The organism is Faecalibacterium sp. Marseille-Q4896 (genome assembly GCF_017377615.1).
GTDB lineage: Bacteria > Bacillota > Clostridia > Oscillospirales > Ruminococcaceae > Faecalibacterium > Faecalibacterium taiwanense.
This window is the reverse complement of sequence record NZ_JAFREG010000001.1, coordinates 278,198-301,802: the sequence shown is the minus strand read 5'-3', so window position 1 is coordinate 301,802 and position 23,605 is coordinate 278,198. Positions and strand designations below refer to the sequence as shown.

The 23,605-nt window shown below is 55.9% G+C and carries 23 protein-coding genes and 1 tRNA gene; 21 read left to right on the top strand and 3 right to left on the bottom strand.

Annotated features, from left to right (window positions below; all coding sequences use genetic code 11):
* Positions 1–263: 263 nt before the first annotated feature.
* Positions 264–2,036, top strand: a complete 1,773-nt coding sequence (locus J3348_RS01585) for an oleate hydratase (RefSeq protein ID WP_207698151.1) — start codon at positions 264–266, stop codon at positions 2,034–2,036.
* A 269-nt stretch (positions 2,037–2,305) separates the two neighbouring features.
* Positions 2,306–4,063: a bifunctional UDP-sugar hydrolase/5'-nucleotidase gene (locus J3348_RS01580; protein ID WP_005942151.1), complete on the top strand. Its 1,758-nt coding sequence runs from the start codon at positions 2,306–2,308 to the stop codon at positions 4,061–4,063.
* Positions 4,064–4,163: 100 nt separating this feature from the next.
* On the opposite strand, the gene J3348_RS01575 is transcribed toward J3348_RS01580, so the two are convergent.
* Positions 4,164–4,237 (bottom strand) — tRNA-Gln (locus J3348_RS01575).
* Between the two features lie 224 nt (positions 4,238–4,461).
* Between J3348_RS01575 and J3348_RS01570 the strand changes: the two genes are divergently transcribed.
* The 9 genes from J3348_RS01570 (at position 4,462) to J3348_RS01530 (ending at position 13,377) form a co-directional block, all read left to right on the top strand.
* Positions 4,462–4,755 (top strand): hypothetical protein, encoded by a 294-nt coding sequence (locus J3348_RS01570; RefSeq protein WP_005942150.1) that lies wholly within the window; start codon positions 4,462–4,464, stop codon positions 4,753–4,755.
* Between the two features lie 122 nt (positions 4,756–4,877).
* Positions 4,878–5,024: a six-cysteine ranthipeptide SCIFF gene (gene scfA / locus J3348_RS01565; RefSeq protein ID WP_005926683.1), complete on the top strand. Its 147-nt coding sequence runs from the start codon at positions 4,878–4,880 to the stop codon at positions 5,022–5,024.
* Positions 5,025–5,089: 65 nt separating this feature from the next.
* Complete coding sequence (gene scfB, locus J3348_RS01560) at positions 5,090–6,541, top strand: thioether cross-link-forming SCIFF peptide maturase (protein WP_207698150.1); 1,452 nt, start codon at positions 5,090–5,092, stop codon at positions 6,539–6,541.
* The gene (locus tag J3348_RS01555; RefSeq protein WP_207698149.1) at positions 6,538–7,959 is read left to right on the top strand and encodes an amino acid decarboxylase; all 1,422 of its coding nucleotides are present in this window, start codon (positions 6,538–6,540) and stop codon (positions 7,957–7,959) included. The genes scfB and J3348_RS01555 overlap by 4 nt, the downstream gene beginning before the upstream one ends.
* Before the next feature lie 118 nt (positions 7,960–8,077).
* Positions 8,078–9,598, top strand: coding sequence for an SPOCS domain-containing protein (locus J3348_RS01550; protein ID WP_005942145.1), 1,521 nt, complete (start codon positions 8,078–8,080; stop codon positions 9,596–9,598).
* A 138-nt stretch (positions 9,599–9,736) separates the two neighbouring features.
* The gene (locus tag J3348_RS01545) at positions 9,737–10,522 is read left to right on the top strand and encodes an AzlC family ABC transporter permease (RefSeq protein WP_005942142.1); all 786 of its coding nucleotides are present in this window, start codon (positions 9,737–9,739) and stop codon (positions 10,520–10,522) included.
* Positions 10,512–10,817, top strand: a complete 306-nt coding sequence (locus J3348_RS01540) for an AzlD domain-containing protein (protein ID WP_005942135.1) — start codon at positions 10,512–10,514, stop codon at positions 10,815–10,817. Before J3348_RS01545 ends, J3348_RS01540 begins: the two co-directional genes overlap by 11 nt.
* 68 nt (positions 10,818–10,885) lie before the next feature.
* Positions 10,886–11,728 (top strand): sugar nucleotide-binding protein, encoded by an 843-nt coding sequence (locus J3348_RS01535; protein WP_207698148.1) that lies wholly within the window; start codon positions 10,886–10,888, stop codon positions 11,726–11,728.
* 299 nt (positions 11,729–12,027) lie between these two features.
* Positions 12,028–13,377: a solute carrier family 23 protein gene (locus J3348_RS01530; RefSeq protein WP_044953729.1), complete on the top strand. Its 1,350-nt coding sequence runs from the start codon at positions 12,028–12,030 to the stop codon at positions 13,375–13,377.
* A 3-nt stretch (positions 13,378–13,380) separates the two neighbouring features.
* Here J3348_RS01530 and J3348_RS01525 read toward each other — a convergent pair whose 3' ends face one another.
* On the bottom strand, positions 13,381–14,040 hold the full coding sequence (locus tag J3348_RS01525; RefSeq protein ID WP_120079250.1) for a nucleotidyltransferase family protein: 660 nt from the start codon (positions 14,038–14,040) through the stop codon (positions 13,381–13,383).
* A gap of 99 nt (positions 14,041–14,139) precedes the next feature.
* On the opposite strand from J3348_RS01525, the gene J3348_RS01520 reads away from it, so the two are divergent.
* The 10 genes from J3348_RS01520 to yqeB are packed head-to-tail and all read left to right on the top strand — an operon-like array spanning position 14,140 to position 23,322.
* A complete protein-coding gene (locus tag J3348_RS01520; protein ID WP_120019857.1) occupies positions 14,140–14,943 on the top strand; it encodes an FAD binding domain-containing protein in 804 nt (267 codons plus the stop codon).
* Positions 14,944–15,414 (top strand): (2Fe-2S)-binding protein, encoded by a 471-nt coding sequence (locus tag J3348_RS01515; RefSeq protein WP_005942122.1) that lies wholly within the window; start codon positions 14,944–14,946, stop codon positions 15,412–15,414.
* Positions 15,411–17,702 (top strand): molybdopterin cofactor-binding domain-containing protein, encoded by a 2,292-nt coding sequence (locus J3348_RS01510; protein ID WP_207698147.1) that lies wholly within the window; start codon positions 15,411–15,413, stop codon positions 17,700–17,702. Before J3348_RS01515 ends, J3348_RS01510 begins: the two co-directional genes overlap by 4 nt.
* Complete coding sequence (gene yqeC / locus J3348_RS01505) at positions 17,699–18,406, top strand: selenium cofactor biosynthesis protein YqeC (protein ID WP_097775513.1); 708 nt, start codon at positions 17,699–17,701, stop codon at positions 18,404–18,406. The genes J3348_RS01510 and yqeC overlap by 4 nt, the downstream gene beginning before the upstream one ends.
* Positions 18,403–19,437 (top strand): selenide, water dikinase SelD, encoded by a 1,035-nt coding sequence (selD, locus tag J3348_RS01500; protein WP_097775512.1) that lies wholly within the window; start codon positions 18,403–18,405, stop codon positions 19,435–19,437. The genes yqeC and selD overlap by 4 nt, the downstream gene beginning before the upstream one ends.
* A gap of 15 nt (positions 19,438–19,452) precedes the next feature.
* Entirely contained in the window at positions 19,453–20,061 is a 609-nt protein-coding gene (gene yedF / locus J3348_RS01495) for a sulfurtransferase-like selenium metabolism protein YedF (protein WP_347565344.1), read from the top strand.
* Positions 20,058–21,197, top strand: a complete 1,140-nt coding sequence (locus J3348_RS01490; protein WP_097775511.1) for an aminotransferase class V-fold PLP-dependent enzyme — start codon at positions 20,058–20,060, stop codon at positions 21,195–21,197. The genes yedF and J3348_RS01490 overlap by 4 nt, the downstream gene beginning before the upstream one ends.
* Before the next feature lies 1 nt (position 21,198).
* Positions 21,199–21,429: a DUF3343 domain-containing protein gene (locus J3348_RS01485; protein WP_097775510.1), complete on the top strand. Its 231-nt coding sequence runs from the start codon at positions 21,199–21,201 to the stop codon at positions 21,427–21,429.
* Positions 21,430–21,454: 25 nt separating this feature from the next.
* Positions 21,455–22,510 carry an XdhC/CoxI family protein gene (locus J3348_RS01480; protein WP_207698146.1) on the top strand — a complete coding sequence of 352 codons (1,056 nt, stop codon included), beginning with the start codon at positions 21,455–21,457 and terminating at the stop codon, positions 22,508–22,510.
* Positions 22,507–23,322 (top strand): selenium-dependent molybdenum cofactor biosynthesis protein YqeB, encoded by an 816-nt coding sequence (gene yqeB, locus J3348_RS01475; RefSeq protein WP_118527061.1) that lies wholly within the window; start codon positions 22,507–22,509, stop codon positions 23,320–23,322. The genes J3348_RS01480 and yqeB overlap by 4 nt, the downstream gene beginning before the upstream one ends.
* Before the next feature lie 73 nt (positions 23,323–23,395).
* On the opposite strand, the gene J3348_RS01470 is transcribed toward yqeB, so the two are convergent.
* Positions 23,396–23,590: a DUF3873 family protein gene (locus tag J3348_RS01470; protein WP_005942104.1), complete on the bottom strand. Its 195-nt coding sequence runs from the start codon at positions 23,588–23,590 to the stop codon at positions 23,396–23,398.
* Between the last annotated feature and the right edge of the window lie 15 nt (positions 23,591–23,605).

Below are 23,605 nucleotides of genomic sequence, written 5' to 3'. Positions count from 1 at the left end.
AGCACCTAGATTCGTTGAAATCTGGGTGCTTTTCTTTTTGCTGAAACTGGTTTATAAAGCACTCTATATCACAGAACGATTCGCTATTAGGGCGGCTTTTGTCACAATTTGTACGTATTTCCAGCAAAACAGAATGATTGTATAAAATTTATACACCCGCTAAAGTTTGTTTGTTGTCTGCTGCGGCGGCGCGGGGTATACTGTTGCCATAAGGACGGCGCAAGGATGCCGAAAAAAGCAATAAAAAGCAGGGAGGCTTTTCTATGTACTATTCCAGTGGCAACTATGAAGCATTTGCAACTCCTAAAAAGCCGGAGGGTGTCGATCATAAATCTGCATATATCATTGGTTCCGGTCTGGCCGCACTGACGGCTGCATGTTATCTGGTGCGTGACGGCCAGATGAAGGGCGAGCATGTGCATGTGTTTGAGAAAGACCCCATCCCCGGCGGTGCTTGCGACGGCTACAAATACGATATCGGTTACGTGATGCGCGGTGGACGCGAGATGGATAACCACTTCGAGGTCATGTGGGATCTGCTGCGCTCCATTCCGTCTCTGGAGACCGAGGGTGCCAGTGTGCTGGATGAGTACTACTGGCTGAACAAGGAAGACCCCAACTATTCACTGTGCCGTGCTACCGTCAACCGCGGCGAGGATGCCCACACCGATGGCAAGTTCGGCCTGTCTGATAAGGGTGCTATGGAGATCATGAAGCTCTTCTTCACCCCCAACGAGCAGCTGCAGGATAAGAAGATCACCGATTTCTTTGATGATGAAGTGCTGAACTCCAACTTCTGGCTGTACTGGCGCACCATGTTTGCCTTTGAAAACTGGCACAGTGCTCTGGAAATGAAGCTCTACCTCAAGCGTTATATCCACCATATCGGCGGTCTGCCGGATTTCACCGCCCTGCGCTTTACCCGCTACAACCAGTATGAATCTATCATCCTGCCCATGGTCACTTACCTGAAGGACCACGGCGTGCAGTTCCACTATGAGACCAAGGTCGTGGACGTGAAATTTGAGATCAATGGCAAGCGCAAGCAGGCAAGCAGCGTGGTTGTGGAGCACGCAGGTGAGATCAGCTCCATTGACCTGACCGAAAATGATCTGCTGTTCATCACCAACGGCGGCTGCGTGGAAAGCTGCACGATGGGCGCACAGGACAAGGCAGCAGGCTTTGATCCCACCATCAAGCCGGGCAACGGCTGGGATCTGTGGAAGAAGATCGCTGCACAGGACCCCGCATTCGGCAATCCTGAAAAGTTCTGCTCCGACCCCGAACATTCCAACTGGGAAAGCGCCACCATCACTACGCTGGACGACAAGATCCCGCAGTATATCCAGAAGATCTGCAAGCGTGACCCGTTCAGTGGCCACACCGTCACAGGCGGCATCGTCACCGTTAAGGACTCCAACTGGCTGCTCAGCTGGACGCTGAACCGTCAGCAGCAGTTCCGAGACCAGCCCAAGAACCAGCTGTGCGTCTGGGTCTACGGCCTGTTCAGTGATAAGCCCGGCAACTACGTCAAAAAGGCCATGCGCGACTGCACCGGCAAGGAACTGTGCATGGAGTGGCTGTACCATATCGGTGTGCCCGAGGATCAGATCGAAGAGCTGGCCGAGCACAGTGCCAACACCATCCCGGTCATGATGCCGTATATCGATGCATTCTTTATGCCGCGTGCGATGGGCGACCGTCCTGATATCGTGCCGGAGGGTGCTGTCAACTTTGCCTTCCTGGGTCAGTTCGCCGAGACCGGCCGTGACACCATCTTCACCACCGAATACTCCATGCGCACCGGTATGGAAGCTGTGTACACCCTGCTGGACATCGACCGCGGTGTGCCCGAGGTCTGGGGCAGCACCTATGATGTACGTGCCCTGATCGATGCAACGGTCAAGCTGCGCGACGGCAAGAAGATCACCGACATGGATCTGCCGCTCATCCCGCGCCTTGCCATGAAGGAAGCTTTGAAAAAGATCGAGGGTACCGACCTTGAGAAATTCCTCAAGGAATACAATGCGATTTGAGCTCGTTGCTCTGATCCATTTTTGAATCCCCTTTGAAAACAGCCCGCTTTTGCAGTCAACGACTGGCTGCAGATGCGGGCTGTTTTTTGCCCTGAAAAGGAATAATGTTGCACAAAAAGTGTGACTTAGTACCGTGAATTGTGAACAAATTGTGCGATTCCGGGTTGTTCTTGGGTGTTTTGTGTGTTATGCTTGATATAACAAGCGTCGGGCTGGTTCTGTGCGCCCGATAAAAACAAAAGAGAGTTTTAAGAGGAGGTCGTTTTTCCATGAAACAGCTTATCTCCCGCCGCAGCTTCCTGAAAGCCGCAGGTGTCACTACGGCCGTTGCTGCCGTGAGTCTGGGCGCACCCGCTGCGTCTGCATGTTACCCCGGCAGCTTTAAGGACATTACGATCCTGTACACCAACGATGTTCATACTTACATCGACAAAAAATCGCCGGAACTGACCTATGCTGCCATCGCAGCTTTGAAAAAGAGCTATCAGGATGCAGGTAAAAATGTCCTGCTGGTAGATGCGGGTGACCATATTCAGGGTACCGCATATGGTTCCATGGACGAAGGTGCATCCATCATCCAGCTGATGAACGCCGCTGGCTACGATGTTGCAACTCCCGGCAACCATGAATTCGACTACGGCATGGCCCGTGCAAAAGAGGTAATGGCTGAGGCAGATTTCCCGTACCTCTCCAGCAACTGGGTCAATCTGCCGCTGGGCAACCGCGTTCTGCCGGATGTCAAATACTTCACCATCGGTGGTCGCGTGATCGCATTTGTGGGCATCACCACGCCCGAGACCTTCACCAAGTCTACTCCGGCTTACTTCATGGACAAGAGCCAGAGCCGCTATATCTATGATATTCTGGGCGGTGACGACGGCCAGAAGCTGTACAAGGCTGTGCAGAAGTCCATTGATAAGGCCAAGGTTCTGGCTGACTACGTGATCGGTCTGGGCCATCTGGGCGTTGATCCTTCCTCTTCGCCCTGGACCAGCAAGGAAGTCATCGAGCACACCTCCGGCTTCGATGCATTCATCGACGGCCATTCTCACACCAAGATGGAGTGTGAGTGGGTGAAGGATCTGTCCGGCAAGGCTGTCGCCCTGACCCAGACTGGCTCTTATTTTGCAAATGTTGGCGAAATGACCATCAAGGCTGACGGCTCCATTGCCACCCGTCTGATCTCCTCTTACGAAGGCTCCGACAGTGCCGTTGCCGATATCCAGAACGCATGGGTCGCTTCTGTGGACGACATGCTGGGTGAGAAGATCGCTGTTGCCGATACGAACTTCTACATCTCCGACCCCGAGACTGGCAAGCGCCGCATCCGCATGGCAGAGACGAATCTCGGCGACTTCGTGGCCGACGGCATTTACTCCTACTTCAATGAGGTGGAACAGCTGCATTGTGACATCGCTATCATGAACGGCGGCGGCATCCGCGCCGATGAGAAAGCCGGCTACTGGACCTTCAAGACCTGCAAGCAGGTCAGCCCGTTTGGCAATGTGGCCTGTCTGATGTCTGTCACCGGCAAGCAGATCCAGGATGCACTGGAGTTTGCAGCCCGCTTTGCCGGAACGGAAAAGGAGAACGGCGGCTTCCTGCATGTGGCAGGCGCTTCCTACGAGATCCACGCCGATATCCCCAACACCGTGCAGACCGACGAGAAGAATGTCTGGATTGGCAGTGCCACCGGCACTCCGCGCGTGCAGAACGTGAAGATCTACAACAAGGCTTCCGGTACTTATGAACCGCTGGACGAGAGCAAGACCTACGCTCTGGCTGGCATGAATTACACTCTGCGCAATCTGGGCGATGGCTTTGCCATGTTTGATGGCGCAGAGCTGATCAAGGACTATGTGTCTGAGGATTACCTTGTGATGTCTACCTATGCCATGACCTTTGGCGGTGTAGATGCAGAGGGTCTGCCGCATCTGACCACCGCAAACAGCCCGCTGGCCGATTACCCGGGCTATCTGCTGGATTACGAGAATCCCTACGGCGCAGGCCGCATCAGCATCCTGTAATAACTGCATAAAAATGGGCGTACCGTCGCAAAGACGGTACGCTGTTTTTGTATAACGATATAGAACAAAAAAACCATCCGGCATAAACCGGATGGCTTTTTGGTTGGGGATGAGAGAATCGAACTCCCACAAGTAGAGTCAGAGTCTACCGCACTACCACTATGCAAATCCCCAATATTCGATTGTGTTTCGCAGTGTGAGCCGCTCAACGTGTGCTATTATACGCGGAAAAGTGATACTTGTCAAGCGTGATTTTGAAAAAATTGCAAACTTTTTTAAAATGCGCGCACCAGCGGAGAAGTTTCTGCTTTACCATAAACTGGCATATTCTGCACCGGTCTCTTCATATACTAAAATGTACAAACCTTCAAGATACACAAAGAAGAGGAGGACGGCCTATGCTGGAACGAACCCATGCCCAGAACACCCAAACTTTGCTTTCGAGCCGCATCCCGCGGGATACCGAGCACGAACGCTATCACCCAGAACTGGAAGAAGAGCTGAAGGAATGTCTGTTCTGCCTGCGGCGCAATGAGATGATGTTTGATCTGGAGGTGGATACAGACCTGATCGAGCAGCGCATTTACGAGCGGCAGGCGCTTTTGTGCCGCTACCGGTACTTACTGGCCAGGGCGCGGGAGCTGGGGCTGCACACCGTCCTGACGAAGTATCAGCCTGCTGGACAGGTTTGAACAGGTTGGCAGCATAAAAATCTTGACAGAAAGCCCCTTGCGTGTTATCATAAGTAAAGATAAATGCGTACCGGGCTTTGTCCGGCGCGATGAAATTTTGAGAGCTAGAGAGGTTTTCTATTATGGAACGTATTAAGACCATTGCTACTCGTGACCTGACCAAGAGCGTTAAGACCGGCGGCTGCGGCGAGTGCCAGACTTCCTGCCAGTCGGCTTGCAAGACCTCCTGCGGCGTGGCTAACCAGCAGTGCGAGAACAGCAACAAGTAATTTTTGCAACCCCCTGCCGCCTTTGCCGGGCGGCATTTTTTTGTATAATTGGAATGGAGAGTAAAATGGTACACCAGTATCAATTGAACGGCTATAACATCGTGCTGGACACCTGCAGCGGCTCGGTGCATGTGGTGGACGATGTTGCATACGATATCATTGCTATGTACCCGGAGCATACTGCTGACGAGATCGTTTCGGCTATGATGGCAAAGTATGGAGACCGCGAGGATGTCACGGAGGAAGATCTGCGTCAGTGCATCGATGATGTGACCAGCCTGAAGGAAGCAGGCAAGCTGTGGACCCCGGATACCTATGAGAATATGGCTTTCGACTTTAAAAACCGCAACACCGTGGTCAAGGCCTTGTGCCTGCATGTTGCACACACCTGCAACCTGAACTGCTCCTACTGCTTTGCTTCGCAGGGCCGCTATCAGGGCGACCGTGCGCTGATGAGCTTTGAAGTGGGCAAGCGTGCCATGGACTTCCTGATCGAAAACTCCGGCACCCGCCGCAACCTTGAGGTGGACTTCTTTGGCGGCGAACCGCTGATGAACTTTGATATGGTCAAAAAGCTGGTGGCTTACTGCCGTGAGCAGGAGAAGATCCACAACAAGAACTTCCGCTTTACCATGACCACCAACGGTATGCTGATCGATGACGATGTGATCGATTTCTGCAACAAGGAGTGCCACAATGTGGTGCTGAGTCTGGATGGCCGCAAAGAGGTCAACGACCGCTTCCGCAAGGACTATGCAGGCCGCGGCAGCTACGATACCATCGTGCCCAAGTTCCAGGAGTTCGTGAAGAAGCGCGGCGACAAGAACTACTACATGCGCGGCACCTACACCCACTACAACACCGACTTCACCAACGATATCTTCCACATGGCCGACCTTGGCTTTACTGAGCTGAGCATGGAGCCTGTGGTGTCTAAGCCCGGCGATCCCAGTGCCCTGACCGAGGAAGATCTGCCCATCCTGAAGGAACAGTACGAGATTCTTGCCAAGGAAATGATCAAGCGCAACCGCGAGGGCCGCGGCTTTACCTTCTACCACTACATGATCGACCTCACCGGCGGCCCCTGCATCTACAAGCGCATTTCCGGCTGTGGCTCCGGCACGGAGTACATGGCTGTTACTCCTTGGGGCGATCTGTACCCCTGCCACCAGTTTGTGGGCGACCCCAAGTACCTGATGGGCGATATCTGGAAGGGCGTTACGAACACTGCCGTGCGCGATGAGTTCAAGCACTGCAACGCCTATGCCCGCAAGGAGTGCCAGAACTGCTGGGCAAAGCTGTACTGCTCCGGCGGCTGTGCAGCAAACTCCTACCACGCTACCGGCAACATTACCGGTGTGTATGAGTACGGCTGCGAGCTGTTCAAAAAGCGAATGGAATGCGCTATCATGATCAAGGTCGCTGAGAATCAGGAACTTGCCGCCAAGGGCATCGAGGTGCCTATTGAGCTTGGTTCTACCTGTAACGCCTGTGCTGATGGCGAAGCCTGCGAATGAGCACGACCACGCCTATTGTGGATTTTGTGCGCCGTTACGCACAGTCCGGCACCTCGCGGCTGCATATGCCCGGCCACAAGGGCCAGAGCCTTTTGGGCTTTGAGCCGTGGGACATTACCGAAATAAAGGGTGCGGATGAACTGTATGGGGCTGACGGCATCATTGCCCAGAGCGAAGCCAACGCTACCCGGCTGTTCGGCACGGTGCATACCTATTACAGCACAGAGGGCTCGTCCCAGTGCATCCGTGCAATGCTGTGCCTTGCACTGCAGGCTGCGCCCGCAGCCGGACAGCGCCCGGTCCTGCTGGCAGCGCGCAACGCTCACAAAGCGCTGTTGTATGCGGCGGCGCTGCTGGATTTTGATATCCAGTGGCTCTGGCCTGCGCCGCAGGATGCCGGTGCACTTTGCAGCTGCCCGGTGTCAGCTGCAAAGCTGACAGGTGCTCTGCAGGGTTTGGCGCAGCAGGGCAAAAGGCCCTTTGGCGTCTACATCACCAGTCCGGATTATCTGGGCGGCGTGCAGGATATTGCAGCGCTGGCCGGAGTGTGCAAGGATTTTGGAGTTCCGCTTCTGGTGGATAATGCCCACGGTGCTTACCTGCGTTTTCTGCCGCAGGGCGGTCAGCATCCTATTGCGCTGGGCGCGGCCATGTGCTGCGACTCCGGCCATAAAACGCTGCCCGTTGTCACTGGCGGCGCATACCTGCATCTGGGCAAAAATGCCCCCATTCAGGACGAAGCCGCTGTGCGCAATGCACTGGCATTGTTTGGTTCCACCAGTCCGTCTTACCTGATCTTGCAGTCGCTGGACAAATGCAATCAGGTTCTGTCGGAGGGTTATCCGCTGCGGCTTTTGCAGTGCTGCGGATATTTGACCCGCCTGCGCCGGGAGCTGAACGAAGCCGCTGCGGCAAAACACTGCCCGGAGCCGCTGGCACTGGAAAGCGAACCTCTCAAGGTCACGCTGGATGCTGCTACACTGGGCATGACCGGCACAGAGCTTGCAGAAGCGCTGCGCTGCGCAAAGGTCGAGTGCGAATATGCCGACCCGCGCTATGTTGTGCTGATGTTCACCCCGGCAAATCCGCCGCAGGACTTTGAACGGCTGACTTCTGCCGTTCTCCACATTGTGGAAAACCTTACAGGACCGTTCCCGCTCTCGGAAAAAAATGATCGTGAGCTTTTGGAGCTGGAACACGAATTGCACACCTGCTGCAGCATCCGGCAGGCCGTGTTTGCCCCGCAGGAGCAGGTGCCCACAGAGCAGGCGGTGGGGCGTATCTGCGCTATGCCGACGGTTTCCTGCCCGCCTGCGATCCCCATTGTGGTCAGCGGCGAGAAGATCACACCGGCTGCCGTCCGGCTGATGCAGAAATACCATGTAATGCAGGCGGCTGTCCTGCGCAAAACGATCTGATTGTTTCAAAAGGCCCAAAGGCATCGTGTGTTTTGCACGGTGCCTTTTTTGCGCGCATATCCTGCAATGCATGTGCATACCTTTCCAGTAGAGACGGACAGGGAAAGGAGCACACTGCATGGAACTGAAGATCTTTCGGGATACGCTGCCGCAGGCAGGCACGAGCTGCACCGTCAAGGCAGAACTTCCGCTGGAAACCGAGATCCTGATTTCAGATTATCTTCCGCCGGTGTTCAAGCTGGTCAAATGCTTTGCAAAACCGGTGGTGCTGCAAAAGCAGCTGCAGCCCGGGCGGCTTACATTGGAAGGCTATCTGCGCTGCACTGTGTTTTATCAGGGCGAGGACGGGGCCGGGCTTTGCCAGACCGAGCAGAAGCTGCCGTTTACAAAGCAGCTGGAGGTGCCGGAATTCTCCTTCACCAGCTGGATGGCCATGGTAGAAGGGCAGACCGAATACCTCAACTGCCGGGCAGTAAACCCGCACCGCATCGAGGTGCGCGGAGCCTATGGTCTTGTGGTTACTATCCATACACAGGATAAACAGGAACTGATCACGGCGCTGGCCGATGGCGGCATTGAACAGAAATTGCAGACGCTGAACGGCGTGCGCAGCACCGCGGTGCTGGAAAAGCTGGTCACTGTGGAAGGGGAGCTTGTGTTTGCAAAGCCGCCCGCAGCCATTCTGGATATTACCGGCAGCGCCGCCGTGCGGGAGGTAAAGCTGCTGGCGGGCAAGGCAGTGGTCAAGGGCGAGGTACGTGCCCAATGCGCCTGGCGCGCGGAAGGCGAAAGCAGCCTGCAAAGTCAGGCGGCATCCCTGCCGTTCAATCAGGTGGTGGATCTGGAAGGCGTAGCAGAGGACTGCAGATGCATGTGCGTGCTGGAGCCGGTTGGCTTTGCCCTTGCGGAGGGCGAACAGGAAGCCAGCGGCCAACTGACAGCCAGCGTGATGATGCATCTGCACGCATGGCGGCCCTGCCAGCTGCAATACGTAGCGGATGCCTTTTCTACGCAGTTTGAAACCGCCGTCACGCCGCAGGAATTGGCAGCAGAAGATCTTGCCTGTATGCTGAACGAGACAGCATCTTCCACGGCCTCCGGGCCGCTGCCAGATGCGGATGCGCAGCTGCGCGCCTGCTTTGTGTCTTATGGACCGGCGCAGGTAACACCTTACCGCGACGGCTGGGCCTTTACGGTGCGTGCCGTTGCCACCGCCTTTGCCGAGAACAGTCTTGCTGAGCTGGAAAGCTACGAAAAAACACTGGAGCTTGTCTTTCCGCTTGCAGTAGAAGCCCCGCCGGGTGCACAGTTCAGCCCGGAATGCTGGCTGAGCACCGAGAACATCCAGTGCAGCTGCACTGGCGGCACATTGGAAGTGACGGTCACCGCCCGTGCCGAAGGAGCCATCCTCTGCCGGAGCACACATTCGGGCATCGGCAGCATTGAGCTGGGCGAACCGCTGACGACTCCGGACCCGGAGATCGCACTGCGCATCTACTATGCACAGGCAGGGGAGGAGTTGTTCGGCATTGCCAGACGGTTCCATGTGTCACCGGCACAGATCCTGACGGCAAATGGGCTGGAAGCCGGTACGCAGGTCCTGCCGCAGGCGATGCATTTTCTGGTGCCGGGCGCATAAATCGACGAAGAACGCTGCCTTTTCAGGCGGCGTTTTCCTTTTGTGCCGAAAAGAAAGTGAAAAAGCCCTTTCTTCTCTGTGTGCGGGAGAGTATAATAAAAAGCGGTGTTTGAAATAGGAAAGGAGTTAAAAACAAAGATGAATTCCAAAAGTAAGCTCCTTGCCCCGGAGCTTGTCAATGCAGAAAGGCCGGTTTGGGCTTTCAGCAAAAAGATTTTCTGTGAGGGCATGCGGGATGGCGTTCCCATTGCGCTGGGCTATTTTGCTGTTTCCTTCTCGCTGGGCATTGCGGCCCGCCGGGCAGGCTTTACCCCGTTTCAGGGCTTTCTGGTCAGCCTACTGAACAACGCTTCGGCAGGCGAGTACGCTGCATTTGCCATCATCATGGCCAATGCGACCTATCTGGAAGTGGCCATCATCACACTGATCGCCAATGCGCGCTATCTGCTCATGAGCTGCGCACTGGCCCAGCGCTTTGCGCCGGGCACACCTTTCTGGCACAGGCTGCTCATCGGTTATGATGTGACAGACGAGCTTTTTGGCATCACCATTGCACGGCCCGGCAGCCTGAACCCATATTATACCTACGGTGCCATTCTGCTGGCGGCACCGGCTTGGGCCATCGGTACAGCGTTGGGCATCATTGCGGGCAATCTGCTGCCGCTGCGGGCTGTCAGTGCGCTGAGCGTTGCCCTTTACGGCATGTTCCTTGCCATCATCATTCCTCCGGCGCGTAAGAGCAGGGTGGTAGCTGCACTTGTTGCCATCAGCTTTGCACTGAGCTTTGTGTGCAATTACCTGCCGGGTATCTCCGCTCTTTCGGAGGGCACGCGCACCATTTTGCTCACAGTGCTCATTTCCAGCGCTGCAGCAGTTCTTTTTCCGGTAAATCCAGAAGAGCAGGAGGCAGAGCATGACGCATAATCATTACATTTACATTGCAGTGATGGCGCTGGTATCCTATGCCATCCGCATCCTTCCGCTCACACTGATCCGCAAGCCCATCAAAAATCGCTTCATTCAGTCGTTTCTGTATTATGTGCCCTATGTGACGCTGGCGGTCATGACCTTCCCGGCCATTGTCAACGCGACCCAGAGCCCGGCTGCCGGTGCCATGGCGCTGGTGGTAGGCATTGCAGCTGCTTGGTTCGGCGCAAGCCTGTTTCAGGTATCTGTGGCCTGCTGTGCCGTCGTGTTCGTGCTGGAACTGTTCCTTTAAAATTTTTGTGCCCGGCAGGCTGTCATGCTGCTGGGCACTTTTGCATTGCCCTGCAGGAGGAAATTATCATGAAAAAAATTCTTATCACCGGTGCAGGCGGCTTTGTCGGCTCCCGCATTTTGCAGCAGTGGCAGGGAAAGTACGAGCTTTGCGCCCTTCCAAAAGGCTTTTTCTGTACAGCCGATGAAGCTCTCACCCGTGCACAGGTGGAAGCTTTGCATCCGGATGTGATCCTGCACACCGCCGCTCTTTCCGATACCAGTTACTGTGCGCAGCATCCGGCAGAAGCTTACCGTGCCAATGTGGAGCTGCCAGTCTGGCTGGCACGGGCTGCGCAGCAGACGAAGGCAAAGCTGGTGGCATTCAGCTCGGATCAGGTCTATGCGGGAACGAAGCAGCAGGGCCCGTTGTCAGAAGCGTTGGATCTGCATCCGGCAAACATTTATGGCCAATACAAGCTGAAAGCAGAGCAGCGTGTGCTGGAGCTCTGCCCGGACTCGGTCCATCTGCGTGCCAGTTGGATGTATGACCTGCCCGGCTATGGGCTGCCCATCCGGGGCAATCTTCCGCTGAATCTTCTGCGTGCCGCGCTGAAGGGAGAGACTCTGCGCTTCTCCCGGAACGACCACCGCGGCGTGACCTATGTGCGGCAGGTGATCGAAAATCTGGAGCCTGCCATGGCGCTGCCCGGCGGCGTATACAATTTTGGCAGCGGCAATGCCGAAAACATGGTATGCACCGCCCGGCAGTTTGCCGAAACGCTGGGAATCGCTGTGCAGATCGAGGAAGAAAGCTGGGGTCGGAACCTTGTGATGGACACCACAAAACTGGAACGCTTCGGCATCCGGTTCGACACCACTCATCAGGGCATCCAGCGCTGTTTCAAAGATTACGGGCTGAGAACGCTGTAAAATTTCCATATCGCACAAAAATCAAATAAAACAAAACAAAAAAGCAGGAGTTCTGCGCGAAATTCTTCCGACCAAAGCGGAAAAAACGCACAAAGCGCCCTGCTTTTTGTGTTTCTCAGCGGGAAACAGCCGTTCACGAAAAAGTCATACTTAATTTACAAGGATACGCAGTTTTGCTATAATAAATCCGCTTTTTTGGTAAAGCAGTCGAAAAGAATGATTTTTGTCAAGATTTGAGGAGAGTGGAACATTTGAAGGAAGTCAAGCTCGAAGAGTCGGCGTATCAGTTCGACGCAAAAATGTCCCTGAAACAGGCGATCCCGCTGGGTCTGCAGCATGTCTGCGCCATGTTTGTGGGCAACCTGACCCCGCTGCTGATCATCACCAGTGCCTGCGGCATTGCGGGTGGTGAGTTCGCAGATCTGCAGGTCACGCTGCTGCAGAGTGCCATGTTCGTGGCCGGTGTGGTCACACTGGTGCAGCTGTTCACCATCGGCCCCGTGGGCGGTAGTGTGCCCATCATCATGGGCACCAGTTCCGGTTTTATCGGCGTGTTCAACAGTGTTGTCGGCAGCATGGGCGGCGGTGTGCTGGCCTATGGTGCCATTATGGGTGCATCCATCATCGGCGGCATCTTTGAAAGCGTGCTGGGCTTCTTCCTCAAGCCTCTGCGCAAGTTTTTCCCGCCGGTCGTCACCGGTACGGTTGTGCTTTCCATCGGTCTTTCGCTGATCTCGGTGGGCATCAATTCCTTTGGCGGTGGCAACAGCGCAAAAGACTTTGGCTCCATGGAAAATCTTCTGCTTGCCCTGTTCGTATTGGTGGTCATTCTGATCTTCAAGCACTGGACCACGGGCTTCCTCAGCTCTTCCGCGATTCTGATCGGCATTCTGGCCGGTTACGTTGCGGCCTTTGTCATGGGTCTGGTGCTGCCCACTACCGGTGTCACTGCCGATGGTGTAGAGTTTACCAAGGCATGGGTGCTCAACTGGAATAAGGTGGCACAGGCCTCTTGGTTTGCCATTCCCAAGCTGATGCCGGTCAAGATCGTGTTTGATATGCGCGCTATTATGCCGGTGATGATCATGTTCGTTGTTACCGCTGTTGAGACCGTGGGTGATATCTCCGGTGTCATGGAGGGCGGCATGAATCGTGAGCCCACCGATAAAGAGCTGTCCGGCGGTGTGATCTGTGACGGTCTGGGCTCCTCCTTTGCGGCTCTGTTCGGTGTGCTGCCCAACACTTCCTTCAGCCAGAACGTGGGTCTGGTGGCCATGACCAAAGTGGTCAACCGCATGGCTCTGGCCTCCGGTGCCATCTTCCTGATCCTGTGCGGCCTGATCCCCAAGCTCGGCGCACTGATCTCCATTATGCCGCAGGCCGTTCTGGGCGGTGCTGCCGTTATGATGTTCTCTTCCATCGTGGTCAGCGGCATCCAGCTCATCACCAAGGAAAAGATGACCCCGCGTCAGCTTACCATCGTCTCGGTGGCTCTGGGTGTTGGCTACGGCATGGGTGCCAACAGCGGCATTCTGGCACAGGCTCCGCACGCTTTACAGCTGATCTGCGGCGAGTCCGGCATCGTTCCGGCTGCGTTCGTGGCGATCCTGCTGAATGTGCTGCTGCCGAAGGATGACAAGGCAGTATAAAGCTCAAAGCTTCTGCCGGGCCAGTGCTTCCAATTGCGCCAGTGCTTCGGGCGTGTCGGCGTCGGCCAATTCATTCCGATCCGCAATGTAAACGGTGTGAACATGCGCGGGATATTTCCGAAGCAGAACACTTCCGCCCATGCCCTGCGGCAAGGTGAGCAGTTCCTGAAAAAGTCCTTTTTCAAACAGAACGGGACTTCCAGTAAAGGGAGACGGGTCGTTACGGACCCGGAATCCCAGACGGAAGATCTCCCGTTCTGTTTCTTTTTGCCGTTCCAGCCGAGTCCTTTGATCCCATCCGGAGATGCCTGCCATGGCTTCCACTGTCTCGCGGCACAAAAGCGGTTGGTCTCCCGGCAGGAACATGCAGCCAAAAAGCTCCGGAACCTGTTCCAGCAGCGCAGAAAGACCCAGCCGCACCGTATCGTTTCGACCGGGCAGATCGTGCAGCAGCACCGGAACATTGCGGGAGCGGCAAAGCTGCGCAACTTCGTCCGAACGTGTCACCACGATGCGGGCCGAAAGCTTTGGAGTATCGGTCGCTGCAAATGCGCGGCATAGCATCGGTTCCCCGCAGAACGGCGCAAGGAGTTTGTTGGAGCCGAAGCGCTGGCTCAGACCGGATGCCATGATGACACAGCCCACCGGAAGAAGTTCTTTCATATAGTACCACTCTTTCTGAAACGAATTCACAATAGTATTATATCGAAATCTGTGTTAAAATAAAAGAACAGAGAAAAAAAGAGAGAGGAACCTGCATCTATGATGACGATCCGAGAATATAAGCAGGCCGAAAGTCTGGAAGAAGCGTGGCAGCTGAACCAGAAAAAGGCCAACCGTGTGCTGGGCGGCATGATCTGGCTCAAAATGGAGAACATCAATGTCGGTACAGCCATCGACCTGTCCGGTCTGGGACTGGACACCATAGAGGAGACCGAGGGCAGCTTTTCCATTGGTGCCATGGTTACACTGCGCCAGCTGGAAGAGCACGCCGGTCTTGCTGCGTATACCCATGGCGCAGTAAAGGAAGCGCTGCGGCATATCGTGGGCGTGCAGCTGCGCAATCTGGCAACTGTGGGTGGCAGCATCTACAGCCGGTTCGGCTTTTCCGATGTGCTCACGCTGTTTATGGCCATGGACTGTTCGGTAGAGTTGTACAAGGGTGGGATCATATCCCTGCAGGAGTATGCTGAGCGCCCTTATGATCGGGACATCCTTGTGCGGCTGATCGTTAAAAAGGAAAAAGCAGAATTTTTCTATCAGTCCGTGCGCAACAGCCAGACTGATATCCCGGTGCTTACCTGCGCTGCCGCCCGTCTGGAAAACGGCAGCTATCGCATTGCGATCGGTGCGCGGCCGCTCAAGGCTGTGCTGTTTGAGCTGCCGGCAAAGGCGGGTGTTTCTGCGCAGGAACTGGCGCAGAACTTTGCCGATGAAGTAAAGCAAAAAATTGTCACTGGCTCCAATATGCGCGGCAATGCCGAGTACCGCCGCCATCTGGCAGGCGTTCTGACAAAGCGTGCTGTTCTGGAACTGGAAGCACGCACGGCACAGGAGGAAAATTAAATGCAGATCACTCTTACATTGAACGGCATCAAGGTCACAGAGGATGTGGCTGCAGATATGCTGCTGATCGATTTTGTACGTGCTCACGGCTGCAAGAGCGTCAAGCGCGGCTGTGAGACCTCCAACTGCGGTCTGTGCACGGTGTTTCTGGACGAGAAACCGGTGCTGTCCTGCTCGGTACTGGCAGCGCGTGCCAGCGGCCACAGCATTACCACACTGGAAGGCCTGCAGGAAGAAGCCGCGGAGTTCGGCGGCTTTATCGCGGATCAGGGTGCAGAGCAGTGTGGCTTCTGCAACCCGGGCTTTATCATGAACGCGCTGGCCCTCTTCCGCGAGAATCCGTACCCCAGTGAGGAAGAAGTGAAGGAATATCTCTCCGGCAACCTCTGCCGCTGCTCTGGCTATGAGGGCCAGCTGCGCGGCATCATGAACTTTCTGGCATGGAAAAAGCAGAAGGAGGCCGCAGAATGAGTACCATCAACAAGCCTTTCCGTAAAAAGGATGCCATGCAGCTGGTCACCGGCCAGCCCGTCTATATGGACGATGTGATCCCGCAGGACTGCCTGATCGTAAAGCTGCTGCGCTCTCCGCACGCAAATGCCATCGTCAAAACTATCAATACGACTGTAGCAAAAAAGGTGCCCGGCATCGAGGCGATCTTTACATGGGAGGATGTGCCGCAGGATGCGCCGCGCTACACGCAGGCTGGCCAGACCTATCCGGAAGCCAGTCCGCATGACCGCCTGCTCATTGACCGCCATGTGCGCTTTGTGGGCGATGTGGTGGCCATTGTGGCCGGTAAGGACGAAAAGTGCGTGGATAAGGCTCTCAAGCTCATCAAGGTGGAGTATGAGGTTTTGGAAGCAGTGCTGGACTATCACACTGCCAAGGACAACCCCATTCTGGTGCATCCGGAGGACAACTGGGCCAGTCTGTGCCCGGTGGGAGCCGACAATAAGCGCAACCTCTGTGCCCACGATGAGAGTGGTTCCGGCGATATCGATGCTGTATTGGCGGCCAGCGATGTAGTCATTGACCACATTTACCACACCAAAGCCTGTCAGCAGGCTATGATGGAGACCTTCCGCACCTACTGCTCCATTGATACCTATGGGCGGCTGAATGTGCTCAGCTCCACGCAGATCGTGTTCCATGCACGGCGCAATATTGCGAACGCACTGCATATTCCCAAATCCATGGTGCGCGTGGCAAAGCCCCGCATCGGCGGCGGATTTGGTGCCAAGCAGACGGCGGTCAGTGAGGTATATCCGGCTTTTGTGACTTGGAAGACCAAAAAGCCCTCCAAGATCATTTTCAGTCGTGTGGAAAGCCAGATCGCATCCTCGCCACGTCACGAAATGGAGATCCATGTGCGGCTGGGTGCCACGAAGGACGGCGTTGTGAAGGGCATTGATCTGTACACCCTTTCCAATACCGGTGCTTACGGTGAGCATGGCCCTACGACCGTGGGCCTTTCCGGTCACAAGTCCATCCCGCTGTACGGCAAGGCAGAAGCCTTCCGTTTTATCAGTGATGTGGTGTATACGAACCACATGTCTGCCGGTGCTTACCGCGGTTACGGCGCAACGCAGGGACTGTTTGCCGTAGAATCTGCTGTCAATGAACTGGCTCATAAGCTGAATATGGACCCCTTTGAGCTGCGGCTGAAAAACACCGTACAGGAGGGCGATGTGATGCCCGCCTACTATGGGGCTGTCAACACCAGCTGCGCGCTGGACCGCTGCCTTGTCAAGGTGCGGGATATGATCGACTGGGAGCACAAATACCCTGCCCGTGATATGGGCAACAGCAAGGTGCGCGCTGTCGGTATGGGCATGGCGATGCAGGGCTCCGGCATTTCCGGCATGGATGTGGGCAGTGCCACCCTGAAACTGAATGACGACGGCTTCTACACCCTGATGATCGGTGCAGCCGACATGGGCACCGGCTGTGACACTACACTGGCGCAGATCGCCGCCGAAGTGCTGGACTGCCCGCTGGACAATATCACGGTCTTCGGAGCTGATACGGATACCTCGCCCTATGACTCCGGCTCCTATGCGTCCAGTACCACTTACATTACCGGCAAGGCCACCGAAAAGTGTGCCATGAAGCTGCGCGGCCAGATCTGCAAGCTGGGCGCAGAGCTGCTGGAATGCACCGAGGACGAGGTGGAATTTGATGGAAAAGATGTTTTCAAGAGCAAAGATCCCACACAGAAAAAGTCTCTGAGCGAGATCGCGTATGCTTCTCAGTTCGGCCATATGGTTCCGCTGGAAGCCACCGAAACGCATACTTCGCCTTTGTCGCCGCCGCCGTTCATGGTTGGTGCTGCTGAGGTGGAAGTGGATACCGAGACCGGCGAGGTAAAGCTGCTGGAATTTGATGCCTGTGTGGACTGCGGCACGCCCATCAACCCGAACCTGACCCGTGTGCAGGCTGAGGGCGGTCTGCTGCAGGGCATCGGCATGACTCTGACCGAAAACATCACCTACGATAAAAATGGCTACCCGGAAGAGAATTCTCTGTTCCAGTACAAAATTCCGGCCCGCACCGATGTGGGCAAGATCAAGGTTGAATTCGAGAGCAGCTATGAACCCAACGGACCCTTTGGCGCAAAGTCCATTGGTGAGGTGGTCATCAACACACCGCTGCCTGCCATTTCCGATGCCATCTATAACGCTATCGGCACCCGGTTCTATGAGCTGCCCATCACACCGGAAAAAATCGCCATGGCAGTTGCAGAAAAGCAGAAATGATCGACGAAAAAATTTTTCCGTTTCTTGCGGAGAAGGGACATGTTATTTCTCTGGTGGGCGGCGGCGGAAAGACCACACTGATGTACAATCTGGCTGCGCACTGCGCCCGCAAGGGCTGGCGGGTATTGGCCGCTACCACCACCCATATTATGCAGCCGCCAGGCGGGGTCTGGGCACAGACGGATGCAGAGCTTTTCCGCCTGTGGAAGTGCGGCAGTTATGCCGTGGCCGGAACCGCTGCACACGGCGGCAAATTGACGGCCCCGCCGCAGGCACAGCTGGAGCGCTGGATAACCCTTGCAGATATCGTGCTCATTGAAGCGGACGGCGCAAAACGGATGCCCTGCAAGGCACCCGCTGCGCACGAGCCGGTGCTTTTACCGCAGTGCGATACGGTTCTGGCCGTAGCAGGGCTTTCTGCGTTGAGGCATCCGCTCCGGGAGGTCTGTTTCCGGGCAGAGCTTGCCGCAGAGCTGCTTTGTGTTCCGCAGGATGCGCAGTTGACACCGGAACTTCTGGCGAATCTGCTTGCAAGTGAAGCCGGTGGAAGGAAGGCTGTAGGGGATCGCAGCTTTTATGTTGTACTCAATCAGGTCGATACAAAAGAGCAGGCTGCTCTGGCCCGGCAGGTGGCTGATATTCTGAAAAAAATTTATCGGATTTCCTGCGCTACGTCTCATTTCGAGAAAGGAGAACGTGCATGAGCAAAGAAGGCAAGATCGTGTTCTGCACCGGCGGCGGATGTACCGCAAAGCTGGGAGCCGGAGCGCTGAGCCGTATTCTGGAAAAGCTGCCGCGCGGTGCAAGAGACCCGAGCCTTCTGGTCGGGTACGACAGCCGGGATGATGCCGCCGTGTACCGCATAACAGATGATATCGCGCTGGTACAGACAGTGGATTTTTTCCCGCCGATGGTGGATGACCCCTATACCTTCGGCCAGATCGCAGCGGCCAACGCCCTGAGTGATGTCTATGCCATGGGCGGCGAGGTTAAGACTGCACTGAACCTTGTCTGCTTCCCGGAGAGCATGGATCTGAACATTCTGGGCGAGATTCTGCGCGGCGGAGCCAAGAAGGTGGCCGAAGCGGGCGGAAGCCTTGCGGGCGGGCATTCCATTGCCGATACCGGTGTGAAATACGGACTTTCGGTGACTGGCCTTGTGGACCCGAAAAAAATGTATACGAATGATTCCGGCAAGCCCGGTGACAAGCTGATTTTAACAAAAGCTCTGGGCGTGGGCCTGATCTGCACGGCAAACCGTGTGGGCGAAGCGGCACCGGAAGATATGGCCGGTGCCATTGCGTCCATGACAACGCTGAACAAAAACGCTGCCGAGATCAGCCGAAAGTATACGGTCCACGCGGCAACCGATGTGACCGGTTTCAGTTTTCTGGGCCATCTGCACGAGATGATGGGCGGAAAGCTTTCCTGTATCATTGATGCACGGATGGTGCCGGTTCTACCGGGAGCCGAAAAAGCGGCAGATGATTTTTTGTATACCGCTGCCGGACAGCGCAACCGCAACCATACCGGCCCATATGTCACTTTTGAAAATGTGCCGTTTGCAATGGAAGAGGTGCTGTTTGACCCACAGACTTCCGGCGGACTATTGCTGGCCGTGTTGCCAGAAGAAGCAAATGCGCTGGAAGCAGAGCTGCAGGCCGCTGGCCTGCCCGCAAAGATCGTGGGTGAGATCATACCCAAAACCGAACAGGAAATCACTGTAAAATACTGATGGAGGCCTACAATTATGATGCTGAAAGTTGATGCCCGTGGTGACGCATGCCCGCTGCCCGTTGTAAAAGCCAAAAAGGCGATCTCTGAACTGAAGGGTGCCGGTGAGGTGGAAGTGCTGGTGGATAATGAGATCGCCGTGCAGAACCTTACCAAAATGGCCCAGCAGAAAGGTTATCAGTACAGCGCCGAAAAGCTGGCCGAGCGGGAATACCGCGTGCTGTTCACGGTCGGCGAAGCGTCCGAAACACCCACTGAAGAAGCACCGGCCTGTGCACCGGACACCCGCACGGACACGGTGGTTGCCATCAGCTCTGATAAAATGGGCATTGGCGCAGATGACCTTGGCAGGTCCCTGCTCAAGGCCTTTGTGTTCGCACTTACCCAGCAGGATCAGCTGCCCAAAACAGTGCTGTTCTATAACGGCGGCGCGTCCCTGACCTGTGAGGGTTCGCCCATGCTGGATGACCTGAAGGCACTGGAAGCACAGGGCGTGGAGATCATGACCTGCGGCACCTGCCTGAATTTCTATGGCCTGACCGAAAAGCTTGCTGTTGGCAGTGTGACCAACATGTACACCATCGTGGAAAAGCTGACGCAGGCAGGCAACGTGGTGAAACCGTGATCTATCTGGATAACGCTGCCACGACCCTGCGCAAGCCGCCGCAGGTAGAGCAGGCTGTGCTGGACGCAATGCGCACGGCAGGCAATCCGGGACGGGGTGCCCATGAGCCCACGCTGCACGCAAGCCGTCTTGTTTATGCTGCGCGGTGCGCAATGGCAAAGCTCCTCCACGCACCAGACCCGTCCTGTATTGCCTTTGCGGCAAATGCAACGGAGGCCTTGAACATTGCATTGGGTGGTCTTTTTGCACCGGGCGATCATATCATCACAACGGTATGTGAGCATAACTCTGTTCTGCGGCCGCTCTACCGGCTGCGGGAACAGGGCTTGCAGTTCAGTTTTGCGGGCGTGGATGAGCGCGGACGGCTGCAATATGATGACTGGGATAAGCTGGTTCAGCCCAATACAAAAGCGCTGGTCGTAACAGGTGCTTCCAATGTGACCGGCAACGGAACAGATCTTGCAAAAGCAGCGGGTTTTGCGCACCGGCACGGCCTGCTGCTGATCGTGGATGCGGCCCAGACGGCGGGTTCACAGCCCATTGACGTACAGGCACTGGGCATTGATGTGCTATGCTTCACCGGGCATAAGGCGCTGCTTGGCCCGCAGGGAACAGGCGGCTTGTATGTGCGCCCGGGGCTTTTCATCCAGCCATTGGTAGTGGGAGGCAGCGGCGTACACAGCTTTGATGAACAGCATCCCGCACAGATGCCCACCGCTCTGGAAGCCGGGACGCTCAATGTTCCGGGTCTGGCGGGCCTGTGTGCCGGTGTAGAATGGATTCTGGCTCAGGGTGTGGAAACGCTGTGTGCAAAAGAAACTGCACTGGCGGCGCTCTTTTATAAAAACATTCGAGATCTGCCGAACGTGAAGATCTACGGCGACCCGGAAATGGCGCTGCATGCTCCCATTATCTCGCTCAACATCGGAGACGAAGATTCAGCCCGCATTGCAGATATTCTGTGGGAGGACTACAGCATCTGTGTGCGTGCCGGTGCGCACTGTGCACCGCTGATGCATAAAGCGCTGGGCACGGTGGAACAGGGCGTGGTACGGTTCAGCTTTTCGCATTTCAATACGGAAGCCGAAGTGCTTCAGACCGCAGCCGCTGTTCAGGAGCTTGCACAGGAGATCTGATATGCGCATCAAAAAAACTTATATTGTTCTTTCATTCCGCACAACGCTGGATGCCATGGAATGGGAAAAGCAGTGCCTTGCGGAGAAAGTTCCGGGCAGGCTCATCCCACTGCCGCGCGAGATCTCCGCAGGCTGCGGACTTGCCTGGCGGATGCTGCCGGAAGAATTTGAGCAGTGGCAGAACCGGCTGGACCCGGCACGTTACGATCAGGCCGCAGCAGTAGAACAGTAATAAAGATAAAACAGGAGAATGACGCATGGGTAAAATGCCGCTTTATACAATGCTGCAAAAAGCCCGTTCTGCGGGCGGCTGGACGATGGTGGCCCAGTTAGAGGGCGATGCCGCGGGGAGCCAGCTGCTTTTGCTGGAGGGCAGGCCTGTGTGGCAGAGGGGAGACAGTACCGTACTGCTGCAGCACCTGACAGAACTGCAGGGCTGCACAGCAGCTGGTATCCACTCTGTTGCAGGCACAGACATCTTTGCGGAGCGCTTTGGCGCGGTGCCGCAGCTGGTAGTCTGCGGTGGTGGACATGTGGCTGCAGCCGTTGTGCAGCTTGCAAAGCTGCTGGGCCTGACGGTCCTTGCAATGGATGACCGCGAGGAATATGCACAGCAGCTGCGGCTGGCCGGAGCCGATAAAGTGCTCTGCCTGCCGTTTGATAAAGCGCTTGCGCAGGTACCTGACGGCGCAGAGACTTATTTTGTGGTCGTCACCCGGGCACATGCATTTGATGTGGACTGCCTGAAGGTGATATTAAGAAAGCCTGCGGCATATGTTGGCATGATGGGCAGCCGCGGGCGTGCCGCACTGGTGCGCCGTCAACTTCTGGAAGCCGGTATCGATGCCGAAAGAGTGGAGGCGTTGTACGCCCCCATCGGGCTTTCCATCAGCTCACAGACGGCAGAGGAGATCGCACTTTCCATTCTGGCACAGATCGTATCGATCAAGAATGCGCGTCCGCAGACGGAGGGCTTTTCATCTGCCCTTCTGGAAGCCATGGCTCAGACAGATGCCGCCGGGCAGCAGGCGGTGCTTGCTGTGATTGCGGCGCGGCACGGCTCTACGCCGCGGGAAATCGGCGCAAAAATGCTGGTTCGCACAGACGGCTCTATTGTGGGCAGCGTGGGCGGCGGTATTATGGAGCACCGCACCATTCTGGCTGCACAGGAAATGCTGACGGGAGCGGCTCCGGCGTATCAACGGCTGCATTTTTCGGCAGACGGCAAAAATGATGATGCTGCAATTGCTGCCTGCGGTGGGTCTATGGAGATCGTATTGACTCGACTCCAGCCCGGAGAGGAGATCAAATGAAGAAGGATGCACTGATCCTTGTGCGCGGCGGCGGCGACCTTGCTACCGGCACCATTCATCGGCTGTGGAGCGCAGGCCTGCGTGTGCTGGTGCTGGAAGCGGAGCATCCGGCGGCGATCCGGCGGCAGGTTTCTCTGTGCGAAGCCGTTTATGAAGGTGAGACCGCCGTTGAAGGTCTGCGTGCGGTACGGATCGAAACTCTGGCGCAGGCAGAAGAAATCTGGAAACAGAATGCCGTTCCTGTTCTGGTAGACCCACAAGGAAAAAGCATTGCGCCGGCAAAGCCGGATGTCCTTGTGGATGCGATCCTTGCCAAAAAGAATCTTGGCACAACGCGGGATATGGCACCCCTGACCATTGCACTCGGCCCCGGTTTCACGGCTGGGCAGGATGTGGATGTGGTGGTGGAGACCAAACGCGGCCACCGGCTGGGACGCATCATTCGGGAAGGCAGTGCCATCCCCGATACCGGCATTCCCGGAATCATTGGCGGCTACGGCAAAGAGCGCGTGATCCATGCCGGCACGGCCGGTATATTTATGGATCTCCGCAAAATTGGAGATATTGTGGAAGCGGGTGAGACCATTGCGCAGATCCGCACGGCAGATGGTGCCATGATCTCTGTGACCACGCAGATCACGGGCATTCTGCGCGGACTTCTGCGCAGCAGTTATCCGGTAACGCCCGGTTTTAAGGTGGCCGATATAGACCCCCGCAAAGAGGAACTTTCCAACTGTTTTCTCATTTCGGATAAGGCCCGCTGCATCGCGGGCAGTGTGCTGGAACTTGTCTGCGCTCAACTGTGGAAATAAACCTGTAAAAAGCAAAAACCTCCGCTTCCCGGCGGCAGTACCGACAGGGAAGCGGAGGCTTCTATTTTTCATTTCAGTTGCGGTAGCAGCGGTCCTGACCTACCAGCCAGTCCTCACACAGGCGCTGGGCTTCCTCCAAACTGCGGCTCTCGCAGTCGAAGAATGCACCGTGCATCGAGCGATAGGAGTAGTGAACTCTCGGAATACCGTTGCCATCCTTGAAGCGTTCGCAGCGTTCTTCACCGGGCATCAGAAAAAGTTGTTCCATGGTTCCTTCTCCTTT

Coding starts and splice junctions, on each gene's coding strand:
- J3348_RS01585 (WP_207698151.1), top strand. CDS start 264: ATGTACTATTCCAGTGGCAACTATGAAGCATTTGCAACTCCTAAAAAG.
- J3348_RS01580 (WP_005942151.1), top strand. CDS start 2,306: ATGAAACAGCTTATCTCCCGCCGCAGCTTCCTGAAAGCCGCAGGTGTC.
- J3348_RS01570 (WP_005942150.1), top strand. CDS start 4,462: ATGCTGGAACGAACCCATGCCCAGAACACCCAAACTTTGCTTTCGAGC.
- scfA (WP_005926683.1), top strand. CDS start 4,878: ATGGAACGTATTAAGACCATTGCTACTCGTGACCTGACCAAGAGCGTT.
- scfB (WP_207698150.1), top strand. CDS start 5,090: ATGGTACACCAGTATCAATTGAACGGCTATAACATCGTGCTGGACACC.
- J3348_RS01555 (WP_207698149.1), top strand. CDS start 6,538: ATGAGCACGACCACGCCTATTGTGGATTTTGTGCGCCGTTACGCACAG.
- J3348_RS01550 (WP_005942145.1), top strand. CDS start 8,078: ATGGAACTGAAGATCTTTCGGGATACGCTGCCGCAGGCAGGCACGAGC.
- J3348_RS01545 (WP_005942142.1), top strand. CDS start 9,737: ATGAATTCCAAAAGTAAGCTCCTTGCCCCGGAGCTTGTCAATGCAGAA.
- J3348_RS01540 (WP_005942135.1), top strand. CDS start 10,512: ATGACGCATAATCATTACATTTACATTGCAGTGATGGCGCTGGTATCC.
- J3348_RS01535 (WP_207698148.1), top strand. CDS start 10,886: ATGAAAAAAATTCTTATCACCGGTGCAGGCGGCTTTGTCGGCTCCCGC.
- J3348_RS01530 (WP_044953729.1), top strand. CDS start 12,028: ATGTCCCTGAAACAGGCGATCCCGCTGGGTCTGCAGCATGTCTGCGCC.
- J3348_RS01525 (WP_120079250.1), bottom strand. CDS start 14,040: ATGAAAGAACTTCTTCCGGTGGGCTGTGTCATCATGGCATCCGGTCTG.
- J3348_RS01520 (WP_120019857.1), top strand. CDS start 14,140: ATGATGACGATCCGAGAATATAAGCAGGCCGAAAGTCTGGAAGAAGCG.
- J3348_RS01515 (WP_005942122.1), top strand. CDS start 14,944: ATGCAGATCACTCTTACATTGAACGGCATCAAGGTCACAGAGGATGTG.
- J3348_RS01510 (WP_207698147.1), top strand. CDS start 15,411: ATGAGTACCATCAACAAGCCTTTCCGTAAAAAGGATGCCATGCAGCTG.
- yqeC (WP_097775513.1), top strand. CDS start 17,699: ATGATCGACGAAAAAATTTTTCCGTTTCTTGCGGAGAAGGGACATGTT.
- selD (WP_097775512.1), top strand. CDS start 18,403: ATGAGCAAAGAAGGCAAGATCGTGTTCTGCACCGGCGGCGGATGTACC.
- yedF (WP_347565344.1), top strand. CDS start 19,453: ATGATGCTGAAAGTTGATGCCCGTGGTGACGCATGCCCGCTGCCCGTT.
- J3348_RS01485 (WP_097775510.1), top strand. CDS start 21,199: ATGCGCATCAAAAAAACTTATATTGTTCTTTCATTCCGCACAACGCTG.
- J3348_RS01480 (WP_207698146.1), top strand. CDS start 21,455: ATGGGTAAAATGCCGCTTTATACAATGCTGCAAAAAGCCCGTTCTGCG.
- yqeB (WP_118527061.1), top strand. CDS start 22,507: ATGAAGAAGGATGCACTGATCCTTGTGCGCGGCGGCGGCGACCTTGCT.
- J3348_RS01470 (WP_005942104.1), bottom strand. CDS start 23,590: ATGGAACAACTTTTTCTGATGCCCGGTGAAGAACGCTGCGAACGCTTC.